This window comes from Pseudoscardovia radai (assembly GCF_002259605.1).
Taxonomy (GTDB): domain Bacteria; phylum Actinomycetota; class Actinomycetes; order Actinomycetales; family Bifidobacteriaceae; genus Pseudoscardovia; species Pseudoscardovia radai.
In genome coordinates this window covers 1-26,503 of record NZ_MWWR01000010.1, presented here as the reverse complement: position 1 = coordinate 26,503, position 26,503 = coordinate 1, and the positions used below count along the sequence as shown (strand labels likewise).

General features: G+C 63.7%; 15 protein-coding genes and 2 rRNA genes. 10 read left to right on the top strand and 7 right to left on the bottom strand.

The features are described 5' to 3' along the window. The first annotated feature begins 386 nt into the window (after window positions 1-386). Window positions 387-1,166, top strand: a complete 780-nt coding sequence (locus PSRA_RS06310; protein ID WP_094661063.1) for a hypothetical protein — start codon at window positions 387-389, stop codon at window positions 1,164-1,166. Window positions 1,167-1,311: 145 nt separating this feature from the next. Next, the gene (locus tag PSRA_RS06305) at window positions 1,312-1,752 is read left to right on the top strand and encodes a hypothetical protein (protein WP_094661062.1); all 441 of its coding nucleotides are present in this window, start codon (window positions 1,312-1,314) and stop codon (window positions 1,750-1,752) included. Between the two features lie 142 nt (window positions 1,753-1,894). On the opposite strand, the gene PSRA_RS06300 is transcribed toward PSRA_RS06305, so the two are convergent. The 4 genes from PSRA_RS06300 to PSRA_RS06285 all read right to left on the bottom strand — a co-directional run bounded on the left by PSRA_RS06300 (window position 1,895) and on the right by PSRA_RS06285 (window position 11,537). Beyond that, window positions 1,895-3,289 (bottom strand): helix-turn-helix transcriptional regulator, encoded by a 1,395-nt coding sequence (locus PSRA_RS06300; protein WP_094661061.1) that lies wholly within the window; start codon window positions 3,287-3,289, stop codon window positions 1,895-1,897. A gap of 494 nt (window positions 3,290-3,783) precedes the next feature. Beyond that, window positions 3,784-8,340 (bottom strand): AAA domain-containing protein, encoded by a 4,557-nt coding sequence (locus PSRA_RS06295; RefSeq protein WP_143516366.1) that lies wholly within the window; start codon window positions 8,338-8,340, stop codon window positions 3,784-3,786. 238 nt (window positions 8,341-8,578) lie between these two features. Further along, window positions 8,579-9,838 carry a Fic family protein gene (locus PSRA_RS09675; protein ID WP_094661059.1) on the bottom strand — a complete coding sequence of 420 codons (1,260 nt, stop codon included), beginning with the start codon at window positions 9,836-9,838 and terminating at the stop codon, window positions 8,579-8,581. A 421-nt stretch (window positions 9,839-10,259) separates the two neighbouring features. Further along, on the bottom strand, window positions 10,260-11,537 hold the full coding sequence (locus tag PSRA_RS06285) for an AIPR family protein (protein WP_094661058.1): 1,278 nt from the start codon (window positions 11,535-11,537) through the stop codon (window positions 10,260-10,262). Between the two features lie 164 nt (window positions 11,538-11,701). Here PSRA_RS06285 and PSRA_RS06280 point away from each other — a divergent pair, with 164 nt between their 5' ends. The 8 genes from PSRA_RS06280 (at window position 11,702) to PSRA_RS06245 (ending at window position 23,395) form a co-directional block, all read left to right on the top strand. After that, window positions 11,702-12,160 (top strand): helix-turn-helix domain-containing protein, encoded by a 459-nt coding sequence (locus PSRA_RS06280; protein ID WP_211280500.1) that lies wholly within the window; start codon window positions 11,702-11,704, stop codon window positions 12,158-12,160. Window positions 12,161-12,342: 182 nt separating this feature from the next. Continuing rightward, window positions 12,343-13,110, top strand: a complete 768-nt coding sequence (locus PSRA_RS06275; protein WP_245834931.1) for a metallophosphoesterase family protein — start codon at window positions 12,343-12,345, stop codon at window positions 13,108-13,110. A gap of 345 nt (window positions 13,111-13,455) precedes the next feature. Continuing rightward, the gene (locus PSRA_RS06270) at window positions 13,456-16,536 is read left to right on the top strand and encodes an alpha/beta fold hydrolase (RefSeq protein WP_158216345.1); all 3,081 of its coding nucleotides are present in this window, start codon (window positions 13,456-13,458) and stop codon (window positions 16,534-16,536) included. 128 nt (window positions 16,537-16,664) lie between these two features. Continuing rightward, entirely contained in the window at window positions 16,665-19,118 is a 2,454-nt protein-coding gene (locus PSRA_RS06265) for an Ig-like domain-containing protein (RefSeq protein ID WP_158216344.1), read from the top strand. Window positions 19,119-19,371: 253 nt separating this feature from the next. Then, entirely contained in the window at window positions 19,372-20,298 is a 927-nt protein-coding gene (locus PSRA_RS06260; protein ID WP_094661053.1) for a hypothetical protein, read from the top strand. Further along, window positions 20,291-20,839 (top strand): HIRAN domain-containing protein, encoded by a 549-nt coding sequence (locus PSRA_RS06255; RefSeq protein ID WP_143516365.1) that lies wholly within the window; start codon window positions 20,291-20,293, stop codon window positions 20,837-20,839. Before PSRA_RS06260 ends, PSRA_RS06255 begins: the two co-directional genes overlap by 8 nt. A gap of 1 nt (window position 20,840) precedes the next feature. Beyond that, the gene (locus PSRA_RS06250; protein ID WP_094661052.1) at window positions 20,841-21,896 is read left to right on the top strand and encodes a tetratricopeptide repeat protein; all 1,056 of its coding nucleotides are present in this window, start codon (window positions 20,841-20,843) and stop codon (window positions 21,894-21,896) included. Window positions 21,897-22,069: 173 nt separating this feature from the next. Next, entirely contained in the window at window positions 22,070-23,395 is a 1,326-nt protein-coding gene (locus PSRA_RS06245; protein WP_094661051.1) for a uracil-xanthine permease family protein, read from the top strand. A gap of 658 nt (window positions 23,396-24,053) precedes the next feature. Here the strand turns inward: PSRA_RS06245 and fucO are convergent. The 3 genes from fucO to PSRA_RS06230 form a co-directional block, all read right to left on the bottom strand. After that, entirely contained in the window at window positions 24,054-25,211 is a 1,158-nt protein-coding gene (gene fucO, locus PSRA_RS06240) for a lactaldehyde reductase (protein WP_094661050.1), read from the bottom strand. Window positions 25,212-25,602: 391 nt separating this feature from the next. Further along, a 5S ribosomal RNA gene (rrf, locus tag PSRA_RS06235) occupies window positions 25,603-25,720 on the bottom strand. A 189-nt stretch (window positions 25,721-25,909) separates the two neighbouring features. Then, window positions 25,910-26,503, bottom strand: a 23S ribosomal RNA gene (locus tag PSRA_RS06230); the annotation flags it as partial.

Here is a 26,503-nt window from a genome sequence, read left to right as displayed (position 1 = left end):
AATCGTCGGAAAACGACCTTCATGGCGAACCCCTTTCACCACGAACGCCACACCCGCCAAACAACACCGCGAAAATCGTCGAAACCACCCCTCATGGCGAAAAATCCTCCCCACGAAACACGATTCCCCCGGCCTCCCCCGCTCCGGCACAGCGCCATTCGACGCGCTCCGAAAAATTCTTCGAACTTTTTTCCTCGGCGTGTCGCGGTGGTGTAATAGATACAGGCACCGCGCAACGGGGGATCCAGCGAGATGCCGGGACAGGGAAACCTCGCACCGTAACCACAGCCACACGCCAGCCGGCCAAGCGTCGGCCGGCCCACACACAACCAACCACGCATCAACCGAACAACACGTCAACCAAACCACACAGAAAGGTGAGCATCATGAGCAACGACGCCAACAACATGAACAACACCAACAACGGCACGCCCGCCGACGGCGCGTCCGATGGCGAGGACTCCTGGGACCTCGAATGGGCCGCCGAGGATTTCGTCACCCTGCACAAGGGCATGTCCCTCGAGGATGTGCGCAACGCCATCCGCGAGCATCTGAGCGGCTGCAGCGATTTCCACCTGACGATGGAGGTGTATGCCATCCAGGAGGGTCTCGCGGAGGACAGTCGCCAGCCTGCGTTCACGCTCCGCAAGGGCACGTCTAAGCCGGAGTACATATGGTCTCCCAAATTCGCCGCGAGCATCGAACACAACGAGACGTTGCGGGCCGGCGTGAAATTCCGCGATCCCGACGCAGGGGACGGCGACGGCGATTCCGCCGATGCCGGCGAGTGGGACATGGACCGGAAGGCGAGCTTCGGCGACGGTCTGCTCCGCGCGGACTGGCTCGGGGCGGCCCGGCTGCTGTCCCACGTCCCCGACTCGGCGACGCCCGGCCTGTTCGCCCTGATCATCGAGCCGTTCAACATCGCCCTGCCGTTCACCGATGACTCCATCATCCGGTTCCGTATCTACGGCAGCGGCGACTGGAACTGCATCGACATCCTGTCGGGAAGCGACTGGCGCGACAGGCACAGCAAGTATGCGATGTTCTACCGCAACGATGACAAGGACCTGCCGCTGATCCAAGAGAGCATCACGCTCTACGAAAAGCAGCTGCGCATGCTCATCGACACCGGCGCGAACCCGAGGATCGCCTTGGGCGACTAGCGGCGCCTCGGCTCCGCCTGGGGAGCGGCGCCGCGGGAAGCCACGCACCCATTGCAAAACGGCCACCACCAGCCCGGCGGCGGCCGCGGCACCGGAAAGCACTACTGAAAAGCACTACCGGAAAGCACTACCGAAAGGAGACATCATGACCACTCAGACCATGATCACTCAGGAAGCTCCGACGATGTTGGAGACCCAGAACACGCCGACGGCGCATGACGCGCACGCCGGGCAGGCGGCGACGCATGTCGCGGTGGCGCAGGAGGACGACGACACGCCCAGCCTGCAGCCCGCCGGTCCGGACTTTCCCGATTTCGGAGATGGCGGCGGCGGTCACCACACATGCGATTGGGAGGAATCGATGTGCGACGATACCGCCACGCATTACACCCACTGCCTGTGCGGCGACCCCGAATGCGAGTCGGATCACATCCAGTATTACTGCGACCGCCATTACGCCCTGAAGCTGGCGCTGAAGCTCCAGCACCTGCGCGAATGCGAGGCATACGAGCACGACGAGCCGTGCGAGGCCAATCGCGTGGTCACGCTCGCGCATATCGATGCCTTCGGCCCAGTGGCGATCTGACGATTCGTGCCTTCTGTGCGGTGCCGATTGGGGACGGCGCCGCACGGGAGGCATGGGTCGGGGATGTGCCGCATGGGGACGGCGCACGGCCCACGCCGCATGGGGGACGGCGCTGCGCGGCCCTGCGGCGTCAGCGATGCGTTTACTCGCCGTAGCGCTGCGTCAGCAGCGCGCCGGCGCGGTGCAGTTCATCGCGAACCGCCTGCGGGGATTCGATTCGCACCTCGGAGAGCGCATACTGAAGCGCCCACCACACGATGCTCAGCTGGGGGCTGCGCACCGTGACGCGATAGTGGTACGCCGCGCCGCGCTCTGCGGCCCCGGCCGCACCAGCTCCGCCCGCACCGCCCGCGCCCGCAGCACCCGCGCCAGCACCGGCACCGCCCACAGCACCCGCGCCCGCCTCGAACGGCCCGTCGACGCGCTCGACCTTGGGATCGTCGAACCACTCATACACGTTGGTGAGCATGCCCGGCCCGACGCTCATCACCACGTCGATCAGCGTACCCATCGTCAGATGGGGGCGCTGCCTGGCGAAGGCGACCGCGTCAAACCGAGGCGCACCGGTCAGCGCCCGGGGCAGGCCGTTCTCGTCCCAGGTGCCGGCCGGCGCAGCGATCCGCATGGTGCTGATCCGCAGGTCGCGGATGCGGTTGACGGCAAAGCACGTCAGGTTGGTGTGCTTCTCGTCCTGGTCAACGCTTTCGGGCACGGGATTGTCATGGAAATGCCCGAGCAGGTAGTACCTGCCCTTCTTGTACACCATGTTGTACGGGTCGAGCACGTACTTGCGCGGCGTATCGCCACGCGTCCCATCATCGAGGCGCTTCATGCGCCGGACGAGGTCGCCGTGCTCGTCGTAGTCGCAGTAGGAGAACACAACGGCCATGCCGTCGCTGATGGCCTGGGTGATGTTCTCGACGGTGGCGAGGAACTCGCCGTTGATATGCTCGTAGCCGGCGATTGGTATATCCGGCAGCTCATCGGAGGGCGCGTTGCCGCCGGCGAGCTGGCGCAGCCCCGAGATGACGCCGCGCAGCTCCTCCGGATCGATACGCGAAAGCATCAGGCCGTCCTCGAGCAGACGCACTTCGGAGGAGGAGAGCACGGGCGCCATATACCAGCGGCCGCCCGCGTCCCGCCCGTTGCCGGCGCCTTTGCCTTTGCCATCCGCGTCGCCATCCGCGTCGTCATCCACTCGGCGCACCTCGCGCCCGAGGAATCGCGTGTACTCGAGGTATCGCAGCTCGTTGACCACGGCTTCGCGCGACGGCGTCCTGTAGAACGAGTTCTGGCGGTTGTCATGCGCCAGGAACCAGATGATCTCATCGGGCGTCAGCGGGTGGTCGTCGCTGCTGTGGTTCCACAGCGCCGTGAACACGTCCATCAGCGGCCTCGAGGTGCGTGTACTGCGCGCCTCCATCGCCGAGCGCAGGTCAACCGCACTCGTGGAATCCGCCAGATGCGCCGGAACCATGGAATGGTCCGCGGAAGCATCCACGGAAGGGTTCGCGTGTGAATCGTCATGTGTTGTCATTGCAGTCCTCCCCAGGGTCGCAATCGATAGCAATCCATCATCGTCGATGATGCCCTTTCAGTATGCCATGACACCATTACGATTGCGACGCCGCCCCGCGCCACGCAGGGAAAATCGTCAATAAGAACCTTCATGGCGAAACATCCTCACCACGAAACACGATTTCCCCAACCATCCACGCCCATCGGACCGAAAACACCCTTCATGGCGCACTGTCCTCGCCTCGAACACCTCATCAGCCAGCAAAAGCGCGAAAACCGCCGAAGAACGACCTTCATGGCGAACCCCCTTCACCACGAACGCCATATCCGCCAAACGACACCGGAAAAATCGTCGAAACCGCCCTTCATGGCGAAGAATCCTCGCCACGAAACACGATTTCCCCAACCAAACCACACGCCAGACCCAAAACCGGGCCCCATGGCGAACAATCCTCGCCACGAGGCCCGGCTTCCCGCACCATCACCGCATCACCTCATCAGCCCATCACCGCATCACGCGCCGCGCGAATCCTCGGCGCGCTGCCGCAGATCCTCCAGCCGGCTCCACAACGGCATCATGGACGCACCGGGATCGAGGTAGTACTCCGACGCGCGGATGCGCCAGAAATTCCACCCCTGCCGCTCCAGCACCCGCTGCCTGCGCAGATCGGAATCCTGGCGGTCGAGCCCGTGGTAGGAATCCCCGTCGCACTCGATGGCGAGGCGGTATCCGGGCGCCAGCGTCACCACGAAGTCGATGCGGTAGCGCCCCACCTGATACTGCGGCTGCACGTCATAGCCATGCCGCAGGATATCGCGCAGCACATCGCGTTCGAAATCGGATTCCACAAGCGCGAACTTGTCTTCCGCGCGGGTCTCCTCGCGGTACCCGGCCACGTACTCGATGATCCCTCGCCGCACATCGTTGGGATTCAGGGCGCGGTAATCCATCGAATAGAACACCCAGAGCTGGTCGCGAGCGCGCGAAACCGCCACATTCGCCCACTGCTGGTACATGGTGCTGGTCGCCGCGTACACGTGCGCCCCTTCCGTCGAGGCGGAGATATGCGTCACCATGGAGATGAACACGACGTCGCGCTCATCGCCTTGGAAATCCGGCGGATATCCCACGCGGATGCGGTGTTTCTCGATATCCTGCACGCTTACGCGTTCCAGCAGCTCGTTCTGGATGAGCTTCTTCTGGTCGCCGCTCATGAACGTCACGATGCCGAAGCTCAGGTCGGCGTACTCGGGCTTTTGCAGGCATTCGACGAGCGTGTCCACGATTCGCCGCGCCTCGCCCTCGTTCACGCGGAAGTTGCCGGCCTTCCGGGAGACGCAGTCCTCGCAATACACGGCATGGAGCGGATCGCCGATCTGCGGATGCGTGCGTTCGCGCAGCGGCTGGATATTCCCGTCGTAGTAACGATTCGAGTATTCGATGATCTCCGGAACGCACCGGTAGTGCTCGCGCAGCTGGATCACGCTGCCGAACGCGCGGGTGGCGAGCGAATACAGTGACTCGTTCGGCCCGTACAGCGCCCGGTCGCCGAAATCGCCGATATACCGGTTCTGCAGCTCCCCGAACATGCTTTCGTCGATGCCCACGCGGTTGGGGGATGTCTGCTTGTCGTCGCCCACGATCACCGCCTGGCGTGCCAGGGCCAGGACGCCCACGGACAGCAGGTCGCATTGCGACGATTCGTCCACGATCACCACGTCGAAGGGCTCGGACTGCCCCGGTACGAAGTTCTGGAACACACGATGCAGCGGCATGATCCACACCGGCACCGCACCCATCGCCTGCGGCAGCATGGCGCGCGCCGTCGCGATATACCGCGGGGCCTTCTTGCCCGTGCCCTTTCCGATTTTCTTGATCGCCTCGAGCCAGTCCGCAAGATGGCGACGCGCGGAATCGGGGCGGTTCTCCTTGAGATGCGTATAGGCCAGCGAATGGATGAGCCGGAGCGTCACGTCCTTGCGCTCGGCCTCCTTGCGGCTCATGTCTTCCATCAACGATTCCACGCTCGGCCCCTGGTACAGCGAGCCGAGCCACGTGTGAGCCTGTGCGACCCGCCAGGCGACGGGCGCATCGGCCGGCGCAAGAAGGGCCGTGGCCTCCCCGCGTTCCATGGCATCGCGCCACATGGGGGCGCCGGCGGACGCGATCCGCTCGCCCAGCGCCTCGCGTCGCGTGCAATCCTCCCGCACGCGGGCGAGCTCGCCCATGCGCTGGCAGGCGGCGGCCCATGCGGCGGCGTCCCGCGTCGCGAGCGCCGAGCGGAAATCGTTCCACAGCGTCACCGCGGGCTGTGCAGCGGCCGCGGCGTCGAGCACGCCCATGATGCTCGTGAGCCACGCCTCCAGCTGTCCGGCGCGCTGGCTGATGCCGAAATCCTTGAGAAGGTCGGCGATGTGCCGCAGCGTGGCGCTGTCGGGCATGGGCTCGGCGCCGGCGCCGGCCACATACGTGCGCAGCGTCTCGCCAAGGGCGGGCATGCCTTCGAGCCCCCAGCCGCACATGTCCTCGATGCGCTGCGCGAAGTTCGCAATCGTGGCGAAATCCGGCCGACCGGCGCTGACGCCGGCATCGAATCCGAAGCGTCCGTACACCTGCTGCTCCATGCGCACGATGAACGTCCATTCGTCGTTGACGATGATCTGGTCGCGCACGAGCCCGAGCTGCTCCGCATTCGCGACGGCGAAGCCGTCCACCCGCACGGCGCCGGCGAAGTCCTTGAGCTCCTTGGGCGCGAACATGCCGAGCTTGCCGCCCGGCTTCATCCTGGTGCTCCATTCGGAGAGCAGCTGCAGCTGGCTTTCCTTCGGCCCCGCGGGAACGGACACGGCGTGCCCGAGGAGACGGTCCTCGTGCTGGCGCGCCACCGCGGCCTTGTTCCACAGCTCGCGGTTCTGCGCGCGCAGCCAGGCCACGTTGTCGGCCGTGTAGCGCCCGGATGCGAACAGCGCGTTGTACAGCGCGGCGTCATCGGGCCTCGTTTCGATGGCCCCGACGCGCGCCGCCCCGTCCTCCATGGTCTGGACCAGGCTTTCGAGGCCGCCTTCGGGAAGGGTTTCGAGCGCGTCCACGCGCAGGCCGCTGCTTTGCAGGGCCCCGATTTTCGCGCCGATGGCATCGAGCTCGCGGAACGCCGAATCGATGCTGGCGGCGTCGGGAAGCTGCTGCGCCACGGCTGTGTCGAACAGGCTCTCCGCAGCCTCCTGCGGCGTGATGGATTGGCAAAGCGCAACGAAGTGCGCGTAGTCCTCCGCGGTCAGCGGGAAGCGCACGTCGGGCTGGACTGCGTCGGCGATGACGTCGATGCCGGCGTTCGCCCTGATCCATTTGGCCACTTGCCCCGCGGGCCGCGACTTGTCGCCCGTTGCATCGGGAATCGTGAATTCCCGCGTCTCCGACATCAGCGCCTGGTCGAGCCGGGCTTCGGTAAGCCGCATATCCGATTCGAGCGAATCGAGCTGCTGCTCGAGCGCCGTGATGCGCTGTTTCTCGTCCTCCACGTCGATGTCGGAAATCGTGTCCTGCATATGCTGCACCGATTCGCTCAGCTTCGCCATCGATTCCACCGACGTGCCCACGGAAATCGTCAGGTCGCGAATGCTTTCGGGAATCTTCTCCTGAAGCACGGTGAGCGCCTGCTCCTTCTCCGCCGTGACGAGCACGCGCTTGCCTTGCGCAAGCAGGTGGGAGACGAGGTTGGCGATGGTGTGGGTCTTGCCGGTTCCGGGAGGCCCCTGCACCGCCACGCCGATGCTTTTCTCGAGCTGCTCGGCAATGCGCTGCTGCTCGTCGTTCGACGGCAGGGGCATGAGCACGCGCAGCTTGCCGTCGCCGATGGTCTGGGCCGAGATCGCGTCACGATAGCGCCCGTACTGGGACGACGACGCCACCGTGTCCTGGTTCACCACGATGGAATCCAGCGCGGCGGGGAAGATGCCGCCCTCGCCGATGAGGTCGCTCAGATTGTCATAGAACTGCTCCTCGAGCCGGGGGATCGGCCGGATGAACAGCATCGTCTCGTCGCTCACCACCGGGTGCGCGGTGGTGCCACGGGAGTCGAAACGCTTCTGCGCCTTCGCGTCGAGACCGAGAGGCGCCACGATGCGCTCCTCGAACTTTTGGCGCAGGCCGTCGTCCCAGACGGGGATGGCGGTGGCGTCGTCGTCCTCCTGCGCGGGGTTCTGCGCGGGGTTCTGCGCGGAGGCGTAGGCGCGCTGCAGACCCACGAGGTCGTTCATCCCCGGAATCCCAAGGTTCTCGAGGGGCGCGAACGACAGCTCGGGGCTCCCGTCGGCCTCGACGCGGATCGACCCGTCCTTCCTGGACATGTCGATGCTCATGGTCGTGGTGACGAGGGGGTAGTCGACGTGTTCGCCGTCCGGCGCATCGTAGTGGAAGAAGGCGTTCCCCCACACGATTTCCTTCGTCTCCTCGTTCCCCTCCATCGCCAGGCGCATGGCATAGAGGTCGGTGTAGAGCTTGTACGCCTGGATTGCGGGACGCGACTGCCGTCGCCACGGCTTCCATGTCGATTCCGTCCACAGCTCGAGCTGCTGCTCCGCCTGCTCGAGGGAGTCACCGAGCAGCTGCGCCACGGCGATGTCGGAAAGGCGGGGCGCGGAGCTGTCCGCCGTAAGGGAGCCCTCGTCCACCAGGCTCGCGAGTTCGTCGGGAAGGGCGGGCGGCACCGGCCTGGCGACCTTCTGCACCACAAGCCATGCGTCATCCGCGTCGGTGGAGCCGATGCGGACGTAGGGGTTGTTCCACGATGCATCGATGGACAGCAGCCCCTGGGCGTCCGGCGAGTGGACGTCCCGCACGATTTTCCCCTGCAGGTTCCGCGCCACGGACGACAGATACTGCAGGAACTCCATGCCGCGCCTCGTCAGTTCCTCGTCCGCGGCATTGGGCGCGGCACTGGGCGCCTGCCCTTGCGGATCCGGCGCCTGCGGACCCGCGGCCTGCGGATCCGTGGTCTGCGGGCCTGCGGTCTGCGGATCCGCGACGGAATCCCCGGCCGAATAGTCCGGCGCATCCATGTGTTCGCTCATACGAACCTCTCCTTCGTCCAAGTCCCTCGCTGGGCCGCGCTGCTCTCCACCCAGATTAGCGCCGTTCCGTGCCATAGGTGCGGGTCTGGCGAGGAATAACGGATCTCATGGCGAAGAATCCTCACCACGAACCACGATTTTCCCAGCCAGCCCGGGGAAAATCGTCAAAAAGAACCCTCACGGCGAAACATCCTCACCATCAACGTCCCACACCCAACACCCGGCCAACCCCAGCCGCTCACCCCCGCCGGATCATCTCCGCATAATCATCAAGCGCCTCGAGGACGCGCCGCTCCTCCCATACGCGCCCGCGCCGACCGCCGGATATCTTCACCAGCACGCCCGCGCGTTCGAGCTGAGCGATGGCGCGCGTCGCCGACGCCGGCGTCGCGCCGAGGACCCGCGCCGCATACGGCGCATTGACCACCGGCTGCTCCACCACATGCGGCAGCAGCGCCCACCCCAGGGCGTTGCGACGCAGCGGCAGGGCGTGGAGGCGGGCGGCGTCATCGTCGAGGATGCCGCTCAGCGTGTCTATGAGTTCCATGCCGGTGCGCGCGGCGTACCGTGCCGCCGACGAGAAGCATTCCAGAATGGGGCGCGCGTCGCCCTCGCGGAAGGCGGTGAGCGCGTCGAAATAACGCGCGGTGTCGTGCAGGATTCCGGCGGAGACGGGCGGCGTCATGGTCGGCGTCAGGCCCTTGCCGCGCAGCATGGCGTGAATCAGCGCCCGCCCCACGCGGCCGTTGCCGTCGATGAACGGATGGATGGTCTCGAATTGCGCGTGGGCGATGGCGCATTGCGCGAGAATGGGCAAGTCGTCACGGTTGATGAACTCGATGAGGTCGGCCATGCATCCGGGCACCTGCTCGGGTTGCGGGGCCACATGCGAGGCGCCGCGCGGGCCGGCGGAGCTGACGCCCACCCACACGAGCTGATCGCGGTACCGGCCGGCGCGCCCCTTCCATTGCTCGGAGTCGCCCAGCAGCGCGGCATGCATGGCGAGGATGTTCTCCTCGCTGAGGTTTTCGGCGAATTCGAGTGCGGCTTCCATGGCGCGCACGTTGCCGACAACAAGCGCGGCGTTACCGCCCTGCGATCCGTCGAGGGATTCGCGTGCCAGGCGTCGCGCGCCGACGGTGAGGTTTTCGATGCGCGACGATGACGTGGATTCGGTGCGCAGGAGTACGGCGGACAGCGGCCCCAGCGTGCGTCCGCCCGCGGTGAAGCGTTCGGCGGCGCGGGCGTCGAAGGCGACGAGCTGCTGTGTCGCCTCGTCAAGGTCTGCGGCGAGATCGGCGGGGATTGTGAGGGAGATGCGCGCGATGCTGGCGGGCAGCGTGGAGCAATAGTTCCCCGATGCCTTACGACGTGCGGTGCGCGAGTAGTAGCCGTCGTCCGACGGCGTCCAGTAATGCTCCTCGAGTTCCGCCGCCGGCACGGCGCACGGCTCCGGTTTCCGTGCCGCGGCGGAGGCGGCCGCGTCTGCGCTGTACATATATATTCCTTCTCGTTCGCGGTTCCGGCTTATTCACGATGCCGCCATCGTGGGCATTCGTTCGGTTTCGCCGTCCGTTCGGTTTCCACGATGGGCTTCGAGCGGTTTCGCGATGAATCCGCTCTCGTTATTATCACTTAGCCTTTAAATGATAATAACATCGTTGCTTATTATCACTTTGAGCCTAAGTGATAATAAGGGACGCGACGATAATCACTTTTCGCGAGTGGCGGCCCAGGGTGCGTTCGCCACATCGCCGCCAACGGAAAAAGGCCCGGGTACCCCTTCACGCCCGGGCCTTCCGCCGCATCACCGCTCTCCCACGGTTCGCGTCAGCGGCTCATCCCCATCGCCGTATAGGTGCCGGCTCAGTGCTCCTCCCCCGAGCTGCCGATGCCGACACCAGCGCGAGTCAAGCCGTCTAGCGGGTCAGCTTCTTCACGAGACGGTTCAGGTGCTCGGTGTAGACGATGCGGTAGTTGGACTGCCACACGCTCTTGTTCTTGCCGACCATCTGCGGGTTGTGATCCGCCTCGAAGGTGTTCTCGACGAGCTTCGTCCCGATGGAATCCCACACGTCCTCGGGATCCTCGGTCCAGGAGAGAACGCCGTTCTCATTGGACTCGAGAAGCGCACGGAACGCGCCGAAGATCGGCATGATGTAGCCGCTCGCGATCTCGTAGTCCATCGGCGTCACGGTGAACTCCGTGGCGAAGCGGTCGGAATTGCTGCGCTTGCCCTTGGCATCCTTCGCGTTCGAGCTCGTCACGCCGCGAAGCTTGCCGAAGGCAGCACCGCTCCCGGAGTTGCCAAGGTACTCCTTGTACTTCGTGGGGAGCTCGAGCTCGATCTTCTCGTAGAGGTTCACGAGCTCAGGAATCATCCCGCGCAGACGGTAGTAGATGTTCTTCTGCTGGCCCGCGTCGGAATCATCGGAATCGTTCTTGTCGTGGTTCTTCTCCCACTGCTCGCGGTAGTCCTTGAACACCTGGGCCTTGCCAGAATAGGAAGCCGTCGGCACCGTGGAATCATCGGGGAACTTGTCGATGTTGAACACATACATCAGACGCAGGATATCCGCGATGGGGATGCGCTTGTCCTCGTTGTCCCTGTACGCGATGTCATCGCCGTACGGCAGTTCCTTCAGCACGTCCTTCAGGAAATTGAAACGATTCTCGAGGTTGTACAGGGCGATATCGCTCACGGAGACGGACGTGTTCCTCGCGTCAGACAGCGCAGCCACGTCGAGGTCGTCGCCGACGATGATCTCGAGCTTGACGAACTTGTCGCGGTCGCCGAGATCGCCGCGACGCTCCTTGATGGCCTCATAGGTATGGCCACCGTCGAGCACACCATAACGCGAAGTGTCATTGCCCAGATCGAGATGGAGCATGCTCGCGGACGAGTAATGCGCCTCCTTCGCGATGAGCACGATGCCGCGGTTGTGAATGTCGAAGTACGGATCCGGACCCGACACCGCCTCAAGCAGCTTCTTGGCGGTGGCCGTATGCATATTCACCGTACGCGGATTCACATCCGTGGGGAAGGTGTCCGGCAGATCCTTCATATTCACGTACGCGGTATGGGTCGTGACCGTCTGGTCGGAGGGGGACTTCACCGTACGCACGGCGTAAATCGGGAAGTCGTAGACGTAGCCATTCTCCTGGAGGGAATCCGACGAGTTGCTAGTATTGGTCATTGCGATCTCCTTTCAGATCAACAGAATCAATCTCAAAATCACTTTCGCGGCGGTTTGCTTGACCTCTCACCGTTTGCGGAAGTGATTTTTAATTTATCCCTCTTCGGCAGAAGTTCCAATGGAACCAAAGGTGCGTTTTTGATCCATGGGTTATTTTTGGAACCATGGTTCCTTTTGTGACTTTTCGGGGTTTCCTCCATACGATGGCCACTATGACAGTCCGGAGCAAGGGAAACACGAGCCCCGAAGAGGTTCAGGCGATGCATCTGCTGGGAAGCTTCATCAAGTATCGCCGCGAGACCCTCAACGACGTGGGCCTCGCCGAGCACGGGCACCATTCGCGAGCCGGATTCATCCTCGACACGACCACCTTCGAAGACGGCAGCCGCGCCTGGATCAGCGAGAAATCCCTCGCCAATATCGAAAACGGCCAGAATATGCCGTCGCTCCCAACCCTTTACCGTCTCGCCACCGCATTGCAGATGTCCCCGGAAGATCTGTTCAGCGCAGCAGCCGCCGCATTCATCCTTCCCAAAGACAAAGCCAAAGAAGAGATGAAAAAGTACATGCCGGGAAGCGACTTCTCCGCGGCAGACGATGCCGACGACGAGGATTGGGACTAACCCGCAAACGCCAGACCGCATCGCTTCGGCCTTGTTTTCTCAAGCCGACCACCGAGAGTAGAGTGGAGGCTTAAAATCTGCCGTCAAAGGCACGCTTATCGTTTTGTGTACGGGATATGGGGATTCCGCGCACACCCCACAACCAACCCGCACCCCGCACCCAACCCAAAAGGACATACCCCATGCGTTACTTCACCTCCGACACGCATTTCGGCCACCCGCTGGTCAGCGTGCTGCGCGGACATATCAAGAACGGCCGCATCCGCGCGGAGTACATGGAGGTCTGGCACACCCAGGGGCGCGACGCCGCCCACGCCTGGATCCGCGAGACGCTCACGCAGGAATCCATACCGTTCACGAAGGCGGCGGACGTGGCATCGCATGACGAGGCGATTATCGCGGGCATCAACGAGCGCGTGGGCGCGGACGACGAACTGTGGCTGCTGGGCGACGTCTCGTTCCGCTGCACGGTGGCGCACACGCTGGAATGCCTGCGCCGCCTCAATTGCAAGCACCTGCACATGATCATCGGCAACCATGACCGCAACTTCCGCCTGCGCTCCAACGACAAGCTGTACGAAGACGTGTTCGAAACAATCGACGATTACCGCGAGATCGAGCTGGACCTGCCCGTGCTGACCGACGGCCATGTGACGCTGGCACAGGACGGGTCGGTGCGGACAGCGCCGCAGATGGCGGGCATGTCTCATTTTCCGCGCGCGACGGCGATGCTCGATGGCCGGGGCACGTGGCCCGACGACCGCGACAAGTTCCTCGACGTGGCGCCGGAAACCGACGACTGGCTGATCTACGGCCACACGCACCAGGAAACGCCGGACGGCACGGACCCGCTGTGCGTGAACGTGGGCGAGGATGCCTGGGGCTTCAGGCCCGTCAGCGAGCGCGAGGTCATCGACTGGCTGATCGAAGCAAACAGAACGAACAACTAGACACAGCTTTTACCATGCGTTGTGCGTTTAACGCGCGTGAATCGTGTACTTATATAACGATTCACGCGCGTTTTTGTTTGTTTTCTGAACTGTTTTGGTGTTTTCGCATTTTTCCCAAGTCCCCGAAATTCCCGCACATGATGACTCTCTGTGATATTCCCGGGAGTAGGCTTGGAAGTGCACAAAGACGGTGCATCCAGACATCCGCAATGTCTCACGGGCAGCAATGTCACAGACAACAATGCCACGGGCGGCGCGGATGGGCCGTGGCGGCCGCATCATAGGGACGCGGGAGCGGACCGGGGGCAGGATGCGCCGCAATAGTGAATGAAGGAGAAAAAACACATGAGAAGATGGACCAAGGCATCCGTGGCGGTTCTGACCGCCATAGGACTTTTCGCGCCATCCCTGGCGCAGGCGCAGACCGTGGATTCGGCGCGCGACGTCGAGGCGATGCAGACCATCAGCGCCTCTGATGCCGCCGTGCTCGCCGCAACGGTAAGCGACGGCACTACCGATGGCTCTGCCGATGACACCGCCGGAATCGGAACCACAAGCGACCCCGTTCTTGACAACACCGTGCAACATCTGGAGGATGTCAGTGCGCAGGTGGACGAGCAGAAAGCCTCCGGCGGTTTCAGCAGCAGCCTCGGCTCCTCGGGCGGCGAGGCCGCCACGAAGGACGATGTTCCCAATCCGCTGGACTTCGCCTCGATCAAGGAAGACGACGTCTTCTACAATCTTCCCAGGCTCGCCGACCAATACAAGACCACGGATTCCTCCGGCAACACGGTGCTGAAGCTGACCGGCCCCACCGCCGGCGGAGCATCGCAGGGCGCGGTTCCCCAGGGGCTCGAGGCCTATTATTCCCAAAGCCTGACGTGGACGAACTGTTGGACGGCGGGCATTCCCGTTACCCCCGGCGGCGGCGGCTACGCGTCCGGCCCCGACGAGCCGTCCGAGATGGTCGAGCGCCGCGACAATTCCGTCTGCACCTATGCCTCGGTACCCCTTGATTATTCGAATCCCTCCGGGCAGTCCATCAAAATCGCGGTGCTGAAAGTTCCCCATAGCCCCGGCTATCAGAAATACGGCACCATATTCATCAATCCTGGTGGCCCCGGCGGAAGCGGTGCCGAATATGCCTACTGGTCCACCCGCAGCGAGTTGACACGCCATTATGACGTTATTGGCTTCGATCCGCGCGGCGTCGGCGCCTCCCTGCCGCAGATCCGCTGCCAGTCGAACCAGGCCAGGGACTGGCAGCGCGAGGGCAGCGATGCGCTGACCAACGCCCAGCTCGACCAGATCGACAAATACAACGCTTCCGAATGCTATGCGAATACCACGCGCGGCTATTCGGGCATTACATCGCAGGAATTCCTGCCCACTGTCGGCACCGACACCGTGGCCAAAGACATGGATGTGCTTCGCTCGGCACTTGGGGAGGAGAAGCTCACGTACCGCGGTTTCAGCTACGGCACGGTTCTTGGCACACATTACGCCATGCAGTTCCCGGGCAATGTGCAGGCCATGGTGCTTGACGGCGACGTGAACTATCTTTCGACAAACGACGCTCTCGCCGCCGATGCCCGCTATCAGCAGTTCGGCAATGGTTCCACAACGGCTTCTTCGGTTGCCCAGGCGTCCTCCTTCGGCGACACCTTCCGCCAGTTCCTCAGTTGGTGTCTCAGCGATTCCAGCGTCGAGACCTGCGCCCTGGGAAACAAGGTGAGCGGAACCCCCACCGACGCCCAGATCGATGCGGCGTACGCCGAGTATCAGCGGCTCGCCCGCCTCAACTTCGGCGGTGCGTACCTGAAGAAGGCGGGTACCATCGATCCGCGAGTGCTGTCCTTCGCCGATTTCGTCCAGGGAACAACGGAGGCCCTCTACGCAACGTATTATTGGCCGACGCTGAATTCGGCCCTCCAGTCATTTGCCGACGATAAAGACCCTTCGGGCATGCTGGCACTCGCCGACCAATACGAGGGCCGAGCACACTTCGGTGAATACGATTTCTCTGACGCCGCCTTCCATGTCATTTCCAGCATCGACAACAACACCGATGACGTCAACGCACCGGTAGAAGATGCACATTCGGATGCCGAGCGTACCAAGGCCATGGAGGAGTATTACCGCGTCGCCCCCTATCGTGACCCCGGCACCGATGAAAACGGCAATCAGCGCGGCCTGGCGACGGGTCTCGGCCTCGGCGAATACCTCACGGGCACCGGCACCCTGGCCAAGGCCTTCGAGGTCTCCACCATACCGAATATCCTTTTCATTTCCTCCACTTACGATCCGGCGACCCCTTATGAGAACGGTTTTGTCGACGCCCGCGCCTTCCACGCGGTGATGCTCGCCGTCGGCTACAACGCGCACTGCGCTTACGGCAGCGTTTCCTGCGCCACGTCGGTGGCCGACGAATTCCTCACCGATCCCTCGGCCTTCATGACCAAGGTGGATTCCAACGGATTCGCCAACGAAGTGCAGTGGAAGGATTCGGCGGACGGCAGCGCCCAGGATATCTTCCGCACCAGCATCGCCGACGGCGAATGCCGTCTGGTCTCCTTCCGCCAGACCGGCGGCGACGGCGCCATCGTATCGTCCGCCTCCGGCCTCACCTCGGCGAACAAAACCAACGCCGAGATGCGCGGTACCAGCGTGACGCTGAAAACCGTGTCGGCCAACGGCACCGTATCGGACGCCACGCAGCTGCACCCCGGAGACGACTTCCGCCTCTACCTCAACTCCATGCCCACCGACTGCACGGTGACCGGCGCCGAATGCACCTACACGCCGTATCTCTACGATGCCGGCTCGGATGCCGCCGGAACCCCGCTGGGCGCTGCACGCGGCACGCTGCAGGATTCCACCGGTTACTTCATTGCCGGCACCATTCCCAGCAGCACCACGGCCGGCTCCTACAAGCTCGCGGTCTACCGCAGCAACGGCTGGCTCTACGGCTGGGCGGCGGTCACGGTGGTGGGAGCCCCGTCGACCCCGGATGCGCCGCTCGCCATGCTGCGCGTGTATAACCCGAACTCGAGCGAGCATTTCTTCACGGCGTCCTCCGAAGAACGCGCCAACCTTGTGAAGGCCGGGTGGCGCTACGAAGGAACGGCCTGGACCGCCCCCATCTCCGGAGACCCCGTGTACCGCCTGTATAACCCCAACAGGGGCGAGCATCACTACACCACGGACTCCGGAGAGGCGAACACGCTGATGCATCTGGGGTGGAGGTTCGAGGGAATCGGCTGGTATTCCGCCCCGTCCGACTCGGGCTCCGCGGTATACCGCGTGTATAACCCGAACGCCCCGGCGAACAACCACCACTACACCGCGAGCGCCGCGGAACGCGACCAGCTGGTCGCCAACGGCTGGCGCGACGAGGGCACCGCGTGGTACGGCGTGAAGGAGTGACGATGCATCACATGTCGCAACACCGTCTGCCACAACATCGCCTGCCGCGCCGCAAGGCCGCCCAGGCCACCGCGTATCCGCACGGAACCAATTCGCATCATTCCTCACATCATTCAAGGACCAGCATCATGACATCCACATTCATCCGCCGCTGCGCAGGCATTGCAACGGCCGTGGCACTGGCGCTGACGCCCTGCTTCGTCAGCGCCCCCGCCCCAGGCGCCCTAGCCCCGCTGGGAACCCAGCAGGCCGGCGCCGCGCAGCTGATCGACAGGACTCCCCAGTCCGTCGATCCGATTTCCCTGACCACGCAGCCCTACACCGTGCCCGCTTTCCCCTCCACCGCCACCGTTCATTGGAGCGACGGCAGCACAAGCCAGGAGCCGGTGACGTGGGAAAACGACTATTCCACACTGCATTGGTATACATACGCCAACGATGATTACTACAATGAGAAAACCGTCACAGTCACCAGCGACGAGGTGTTGAACGGCATGAAGGTGACGGCCACGGTCACCGTGGCCAAGATGGCGGCGCTTTCGATCGAACCGGTCTCCGTTTGGATTGTCAAGGGCGGCTACGTCAGTCTTCCCAACCCAGTCAAGGTTAATCTTCCCTATGCCGCCAATGACTATACCTGGGCTTTCGTGACATGGGACACATCATCCGTGAAGACATCCGTTCCCGGCACATACCACGCGACGGGAACCTTGGACAAGCCGGTTGTTGACACACAGGGCACAGCCATCTCCACCATCACGGCGCAGGTCAGGGTTCTCGATTCCTATCCCGTTTCGGCGCTGTCCTTCGATGATCCCGGAACCCTTGCCGTCGGGAAATCCGCCACTGTCACCGCCACGGCGACGATGACGGATTCCTCGTACCAGGCCTCCGACCTCAGCTACTCCTGGTCGTCATCGGACACAGATGTGGTGTCCTTTGAATACTGGGGGGACCCAGCCCGAGTTTCCCTCGTTCCGAAAAAGGAGGGCACGGCAACCATCACCGTCGAGGCCGGCGGACACACCGCATCGCGCACGGTCACCGTCGAGCCCGCAGACCCGGCTACCGTCACGTCTGTGCGTGTTGACAGCGGTCAGAGCGGTCAGGGCGGTCAGTTTTCCATCACCACGGATTCCGGTCAGGTTCCTACCCTGCCAACCACGGCTACCGTCAGCTGGTCCGACGACACCACGACGAAGATGCCCATCACATGGAATTCCCATACGGCGGATTATTTCGACTGGGCCGACAATCACAGACGTGTCACCTGCACCGGTCATGTCACGGTCAACGGACGGCAGTATTCCGTGTCCCAAGACGTGTCCATCAAGACGCCGCCCATCTCCCGCGTCACGGGATTCGAGGACTACTACGGGAATCCATTGAGCTCGACCGTCCATGCCTCCGTCGGCGATTCATACGTCAAGTTGCCCAGCAAGGCGACATTCGTCACGGTAAACGGCAAAATGGGATCCGAAACGATAAGCTGGAACAATTCCGATGCTTCAAAATTCAGCTCCCCGGGCACTTTCACCGTGTCGGGAACCGTGAATGACGTCACCTATTCCGATGGCTCCTCCGTCACGGTGACGGCAACGGTTATCGTACAGAACGCCACCATCAAGTCCACGCCTATCCCCGACGTGCGCATCGATGCAGGCTCCGCCCCCACCCTCCCGAGCGTGCTGCGCGCCACGTGGGATAACGGCAATGTCAGCGAGGCCTCGGTTGTGTGGAACACCGACCCCTCCATGTGGCGCGGCTCCCGCGACTCCGAAACCACCCAGACCGTCACGGGCACGCTGACGTCGCAGGGCGTCACCGTGCACCCCACGGCCACGGTCCACATCAACCAGGCCACGGCCTCGTCCGCCACGAATGTGCGCGTCACCACCGAGGCGGGCGTCATCCCCGCGCTCCCCCAGAACGTGGACGTGCGCTGGAGCAACGGCGACGTGACGAGCCAGCATGTGTACTGGAACAACGCGAAACCGCTCAACCCCGCATCGTATGCCACCGTCGGCACCTTCACGGTGTCCGGCGTCGTGACCGGCGCCCACACGCTGAACGATGCCACGATTCCCGTCACCGCCACGGTGACGGTGACCGAGAAGAAGCAGACCTCCGACGAATCGCCGATAACGATGCAGCGCCTGTATAACCCGAACACGGGCGAGCATTTCTTCACCGGCAACGCAGAGGAGCTCGGCCAGCTTGTGGCTCAGGGCTGGCGCAACGAGTCCACCGCATGGACGGCTCCCGCCGCGGGCGACGTGGTCTACCGCCTCTACAACCCCTCGGGCAGCGAGCACCACTACACCATGGACGCCAACGAGGTGAACACGCTGATGGGCATCGGCTGGAGCTTCGAAGGCGTCGGCTGGCGCTCCGCCCCCGCCAACTCCGGCGTGCCGGTGTACCGTCTGTACAACCCGAACGCCGCGTCGAACGGCCACCATTACACCACGGATGCCGCCGAGCGCGACCAGCTGGTCTCCCAGGGCTGGCACGACGAAGGCATCGCGTGGTACGGCGTGAAAGACGCTTCGTCGACGGCCACCGACGGCTCGGCGAAGTAACGCCATCGGTCCGAGGCGGCGTCATCGTAATGCGGTCGTGCCACGAGGGCATATCGTGAAGCAACCGCACCACCGCGCCAACGCATAACCGAACCCGCGCATACGCGCCCGCATCCAGCGGAGACGCATATGCGCGGGTTTTCGTATACTGGAGTCACAACACCAGATCGCACAAAGCATGCCGCCGGAGACCCAAGGGAGGGCACGGCCACCGCACGGCAATCGGGAGCGGCATCGGCGGAAGGAGGGGCATATGAGCACCAACGGCAACACTGACAACACCAACAACACCGGTAACACCGACCCGGATGGCGAAAACCCGGGCACCTATCCCACGTCCGATTACGCCGAGCGGCGAAGCACCATCCTGCGCATCCACCGGATCCGGCGCGACATTCTCACCGCGCTGACCACATACGATGACATCCGCTTCCACAAGCTGCCGAACGTCGACTCGCTCTACGCCACCACCATCGGCTGCTGGGAGGTACGCGCGCTGGACGCGAACCTAGCCATGCGCCGCGCCAAAAGGCGCCTCGCGCTCGGCCGCGCGCAAATCAACCAGGGCCTGCCCATCGACAGGCTCGCCTGCGAGCAGGCCCTCGACCGTGAATTCGCCGACTGGACGGACGTCCTCGAGGCCAGGCGCGGCATCGTGCATGACACGCTTCTGGCGCAAGTGCGGGCCGACCGCCCGACCGCCACGCAGACAGCGAAAATGCACAGGATCTTCCGCATCCTTGCGAGGCGCTTCCATCCCGACCTTCACCCCGGCGACACCTCCGCCATGGACACGTACCTGCTCGCGCAGCATTATTTCCGCGATTTCGACCTGGGCGGCCTCGCCGCGCTCGAGGCCGCGACACGCAGATCGAGCTCGCCGGATGACGCGGCGGACGAATCGTATGCAAACCTCAGCACCGATGAGCTCCTGCACGAATGCGAACTGCTCGAATCGCAGCTGCAATCCGCCCGCGAGCGCGTGGAGCAGCTCAAGGAGTCGGAGGACTACATTCTCGGCCGCAATCTGCACGATGCCCTGTGGGTGGATGAGCAGGTGACCCCGCTGCGCGAGCGGATCGAGCATGACAAGCGGCTGGAGGAGCGCTATGAGGCGCAATGGGTCGCGCTGCTCCGCGGTGAGCGCGAGGCCGGAGATGGCGAGGCCGACGATGAGTGACGACGATACGGACGCGATGCCCGACGATGGTTCCAATGATGGCCACGGCGCTGTCCCCGATGGCGGCTCCGGCGATGGTTCCGGCGATGGTTCCGGTAACAACAACGCCCTCGTCTCCGCGGGGCGCGGCAGGGGATCGGCGCACGAGCTGCTGCAGCTGCTCACCGGCACTGGCACCGGCCGGGACCTGGGCAGCCGGGCGACGCCGAGCACACCCAAGCCTTTCGAAACCGTCATCGAACTCGTCACAAAAACGCGGGTGGCCCGCATCACGTCGATTCCCGGGTACGAGAACGCACTGGGCACGCTGGAGCCCGGCATGCGTCTGCGTTTCGAACACGAATCGTCGAATCTCCAGGACCACTGGGCCATTCGCGTCTACACGCCGGACGGGGCGTTGCTCGGCTACGTGCGCGCCGACATCAACGAGATCCTGGCGCGACTGATGGACGGCGGCAAAAACGTCTACGGCACGGTCACGGGCGTGCGCACGTCCGGCCACGTGCCGATCGTCACGATGTCGGTGAGCATGGAGGACTAGCATGAGCGACTCGACCTCGAACGCATCGAACGCCCCGGAGGAGCCGGGCGGCGAAGGCGACGCACGCGACGAAAGCGGTACACGCGACGCCCGAGGCTCGTGCGAATCGTATCGCTATGTTCCGCCGCCGGATATCCCGATTCTCGAACTCACCGGCGACTGGATCGAATACGATGACCCGATCGCCGGAATCGTACCCTGCCTCTTCCTCACCTACCCCGTCGGCGCCGCGCCGAACCCGGACGAACCCGCGCCGCGCGACCGCTTCGACACCTACCCGAGCACCGCGGCCCTCCTGTTCCCCGAGGAATTCGGAGACACGGACGACGGCGCAGACGACGCCACAATGCCCAGCGCGACGCCGCGCAGGGGATATCGTCAATACAACAGCAGCACCGATTCCTACACGCAGGACATGCAGGACCCCGACGGCAGCATAGCGCTGCGCATCGGCGCGGATTTCTACACCGAGGGCTTCGAAACGTCGCTGCAGGCCCTGTACCAGAACCGCATCGACTGCTTCCGCGTGGCCGAGATCATGTACCGCCACGCCGCCGGGCGCGGCAACCTCGACGCCTTCATGAACCTCGGCTACGTCTACGGCTACGACCGCTGCGATGGATCCTACTGCCACAGCGCCTTCGACCTGCACCGCGGCGAAACGCAGGAATCCCGGGACGCCCTCGCCTACCAGTGCCTCGAACGCGCCACGCACCGCCGGCACAACGGCGAGGCGCTGTACAAGCTCGGCGACCTCGTCAAGCACGGCCGCGGCTGCGAGCGCGACCTCGCGCGGGCACTCAGCCTGTATCGGCAGGCGTTCGAATCGTCGCGCCACGATTCACCGCGCGTCTGGGGCAGCGCCGCCCTCCGCCTGGGCGACGCCTACGCCGACGGCCGCGGCTGCGACGTGGACTTCGCCGAGGCGCTGCGCTGGTACCGTCTCGCCGACACCGGCCTGACCCTCGCCGTGGACGCCGGCGACACCTGGTACGAGCGGCCTTTGTTCCATGCGCGCGCGAGCATCGCCGACATGGAGCAGGAGCTCGGGCTGTAACACGATTTTCCCGCCCACCGTAAAATGTGCAGTGAGAAGCGCGGGAAGCGATCGCCGTCGTCGCCGCGCGCAGACCCGCCGTGGCACAACCCGTCCCTACGCAACCCGCACACCACGACCGCGCACGCACCACAACCCCACGAACCCACACACCCACGAACCCGAGGACCGAAATGTCGCAGCAAGAAACCACAAGGCCGAAACTCGCCGCCGGACCCGACGCCAAGACGCCGTGGCCGCAATCCATAGCGCTGGGCCTCCAGCATGTGCTCGCGATGGATTCGTATATCCTTCCGCTTGTGCTGGGCGCCTCCATCGGCCTGGGCAACGCGGATCTCACGTATTTCGTGCAGATGAGCTTCTTCGCGTGCGGCGTGGCCACGCTCCTGCAGTGCGCACTCATGAAGCTGCCGATCGTACAGGGGCCGTCGTACGTACCGCTCGGCGCGATGCGCATGATCGGCTCCACGATGGGCATCGCCACGCTGCTGGGAAGCCTGATTCCCGGCGCGATCCTTATGGTGGCGCTGGGCGCGAGCAAGCTGTATTCGAAGTTCATACGGCGCGTCATCACGCCGATGATCGGCGGCATCATCATTCTCATCGTGGGCCTCACGCTGGTGCCGACCGCTATCTCGGGCATCTTCGACTCCGGCGGCTACGGTCTGACCATCAACGCCGTCAGCGGATGCGTGGCGTTCGGCGTGATGCTCGTGTGCACGGTGCTGCAGTACGCGCTGCGGCGGGCGGGCGTGCTGCATCTGTTTTCGGTGATTATCTCGCTGGCAGCGGGCACCGCGGTGGCGTGGACGATGGGCGACGCGGATTTCAGCGCCGTGGCGCAGGCATCGTGGTTCTCGCTGCCGATGCCGTTCCATTTCGGCGTTCCGCGCTTCGACCTCGGCACCTGCGTGCTTATGGCCGTAATCTACCTGTTTGTGCTCATCGAATCGACCGGCACGTGGTTCGTGATCCAGGATGTGACGGGCGAGGAACTCACCGACCAGCGCGTCAACCGCGGCACCCTTGGCTTCGGCCTGGGCAACCTCATCAGCGCGCTGTTCGGCTCCACGCCGGTGACCGGATACTCCTCGAACGCCGGGCTTATTCCACTGACCAAAATCGCCTCGCGCCGCGTGTTCGTCTGTGCCGGCGCGATCCTGGTGGCGCTGGGATTCTGCCCCAAACTCATGGCGGTGGTGATTTCGCTGCCGGTGGCGGTGGTGGACGGCGTGTTTGCCATGGTGTGCGTGACGCTTATCTCCGCGGGCATGCGCATCATCCGGTCGTCGGCGTTCGATGACCGCGATTCGCTTATTGTGGGGATTTCGGTGCTGTGCGGCGTCGCTACGATGGTGTTTCCGGCCGATGCGATGGCTGCCGCGCCGCAGTTCCTTCAGTACTTCCTCGCGTCCGGAGTGGCCGTGGGAGGCGCCGCCGCGATCCTTCTGCAGCTTCTGCTCCCCCATCCGCCCGCAGACCACACCGACGCCTCCTAAGACAAAGCCGGCCGCCCTCCACTCTCCGTAGCCCATCGCTCCCCTCACCCATCGCTCCTTCTCACTCCCCGCAACCCACTACTTTTGCGGCCACCTGGCCGCAAAAGTAGCCCAATACCAACACGGCGCCCCAATCCCTCCGCTCCCCGTCCTCTCTCAACCACCGCATCACCCCACTTTTGCGGCCAAACCACCGCAAAACTAACCCAATACCGACATCCCATCCCAACCCACCCGCCACAACCACACCGTCGTCTCACCAAACCAAGGCACCACCCCAGACCCCAACAGCCAACCGATCACACCAGACCCCCGACCCTTCCAACCACACCCCACTCCCCTCACCCCCGCATCACCCTACTTTTGCGGCCAAAAGGCCGCAAAAGTAGCCCACTCCCCGCACCTCAACCCAAACCACCCACCGCAACCCCAGACTTTTGCGGCCATCTGGCCGCAAAAGTCAGTGGATAGCGTTGGGCCATCACTTCCAACCGGCTCATCCAACCACCCCGCCACCTCCCCAACTCTTCCAACCTCCGCAACAACAAAAGGGCCTCGCGTTTCCGCGAGGCCCTTTTGTTATCTTCAGTTATTTAGGGAGTATGGACCGCCCGCTGCTTTACACGGCTGCCCTACGCAGCTGCTTTACACAGCCGCATTACATCAGCGACGTGTAGATCTGCAGGATATCCTCCTCGGTGGCCGGGCGCGGGTTGCCGGGCGTGCACACGTCATGGAAGGCGTCATGCGCAAGCGGCTTGAGGTCGGCCTCGGTTGCGCCCACCTCGGAAATCTTCGTCGGATTGCCCAGATCCACCGTGAGCTTATGAACGGCCTGGACGGCCTCCTCGCGCACGGTTTCGATATCGCCGGAATACGCGTCGGCCACGCCGAACGCATCCGCGATATCGCGGTACTTCTCGCCCGTGTAATCCTTGTTGTACTCCATCACCGGCGCCAGCAGAATGCCGTTCGCCACGCCATGCGCCGCGCCCAGGCGGCCGCCCAGCGGATGCGCCATGCCGTGCACAAGGCCGAGGCCGACGTTCGAATACGCCATGCCCGTGATGTAGCTCGAATACGCCATCTGCTCACCGGCCGCCACATCGCCCGCAACGGACTTCGCGAGGTTGTGCGCCGTCATGCGGATGGACTGCAGGCTCAGGCAATCCGACAGACTCCACGCGCCCGGCGTCACAAAGCCCTCGATGGCGTGCGTCAGCGCGTCGAGGCCGGTCGCCACCTTGAGGCCGCGCGGCATGCCGTCGGTCAGGTCGGGGTCGACGAAGGCGACGACGGGGATGTCATGCGGATCCACGGCCACGAACTTGCGCTTGCGCGGCGTATCGGTGATGACATAGTTGATGGTGGTCTCCGACGCAGTGCCGGCCGTGGTCGGCACACCGAAGATCGGGACGGACGGGTTCTTGGTGTCCGCAACGCCCTCGAGGCTCAGAACATCAGCGAATTCAGGGTTCGCCACCACGATTCCGATGCCCTTGCACGTATCCTGCGGCGAACCGCCGCCGAGGCCGATAAGGAAGTCCGCGCCAGAGGCCTTGAACTTCTCAACGCCGTCCTGGATGCACTCGACCGGCGGATTCGGCTTCACATTCGTGAACACCTCATAGGGCAGGCCGGCGGCGTCGAGCACGTCAAGCACCTTCTGCGCCGTGCCGACGGCCGGGTCGGCAAGCGTGGGATCGGTGACGACGAAGGCCTTCTTGAAGCCGCGCGACTTCGCCGCGCCGGGAATCTCCTTGATGGCCCCGCGGCCGAAATACGCAGTCTGGTTGAGGATCATCCGGTACACCATGTTGTTCTCCTTCGAACACGTGGCTCGTGTCCGCAGCCATTCCTGTCGAGCAGAATCGCCGCAGCGCGAATCCATTCATTCCATCTATCTGTCATGCGCCTAGCTCTGTATCCGTCCAGATCCGTATCGACCCAGATCGGTCTAGGCAGTGCGGCAACATTGCCGCAACCTCTTCCATTGTAGCCATGCAACACGCCGGTCTACGATTTTCGTGGTTGGTTCCGATTTCCCTAGCGAATACGAAAAGGCCGTGGGAGCCTGGCTTTCACGGCCTGTGTGTCTGGCTATAGTGCCTGGGATGCGCGTGTCCGGGTATGGGTACACGATATTGGCGCAGATATGGAAAAAGGGGTGAGCAAGCTGTGCTTGCTCACCCCTTTTGTGAGTAATAGAGCGGCGGCGTGCTACTCTCCCACACCCTGCCGAGTGCAGTACCATCGCCGTGCCGGGCCTTAGCTTCCAGGTTCGGAATGGAGACTGGGCGTTTCCCCCGGGCCATGGCCGCCGCAAATCCTTCTGTTATCCCGTCCGTCCCGCCCCGCGTGGGGTGGTGTCGGCCGGGGGTTCCCGTGGTTTGGGGACCGGACAGGGACGCGTAGGTGATTCTTCGTTCTCGTCGTGTGTCGCGCAGTATGCTGCTTGCCGTCCGTAGCCCCCGGTGGGGGTCGTCCGCCAACGTGCGAGTATGAAGATGTTGATGTGTGTATGCGTTCGACCGTTAGTACCGGTCGGCTCCGCCCCTCGCGGGGTGTCCACCACCGGCCTATCGACCTCGTGTTCTTCAAGGGGTCTCACGACGCCCCAGGGGCGTCAAGGAATCCTAATCTCGGAGGGGGCTTCCCGCTTAGATGCTTTCAGCGGTTATCCCAACCGAACGTAGCCAACCGGCCGTGCCGCTGGCGCGACAACCGGCATACCAGAGGTTCGTCCACCCAGGTCCCCTCGTACTATGGGCAGGGCTCCCCAGGATTCCAACGAGCGCAGAGGATAGAGACCAAACTGTCTCACGACGTTCTGAACCCAGCTCGCGTGCCGCTTTGATCGGCGAACGGCCGAACCCTTGGGACCTGCTCCAGCCCCAGGATGCGACGAGCCGACATCGAGGTGCCAAACCATCCCGTCGATATGGACTCTTGGGAATGATCAGCCTGTTATCCCCGGGGTACCTTTTATCCGTTGAGCGATGCCGCGCCCGTGCGCCGGCACCGGATCACTATCACCGACTTTCGTCCCTGCTCGGACCGCCGTCCTCGCAGTCAGGCCCCCTTGTGCGATTGCACTCAACACCCGGT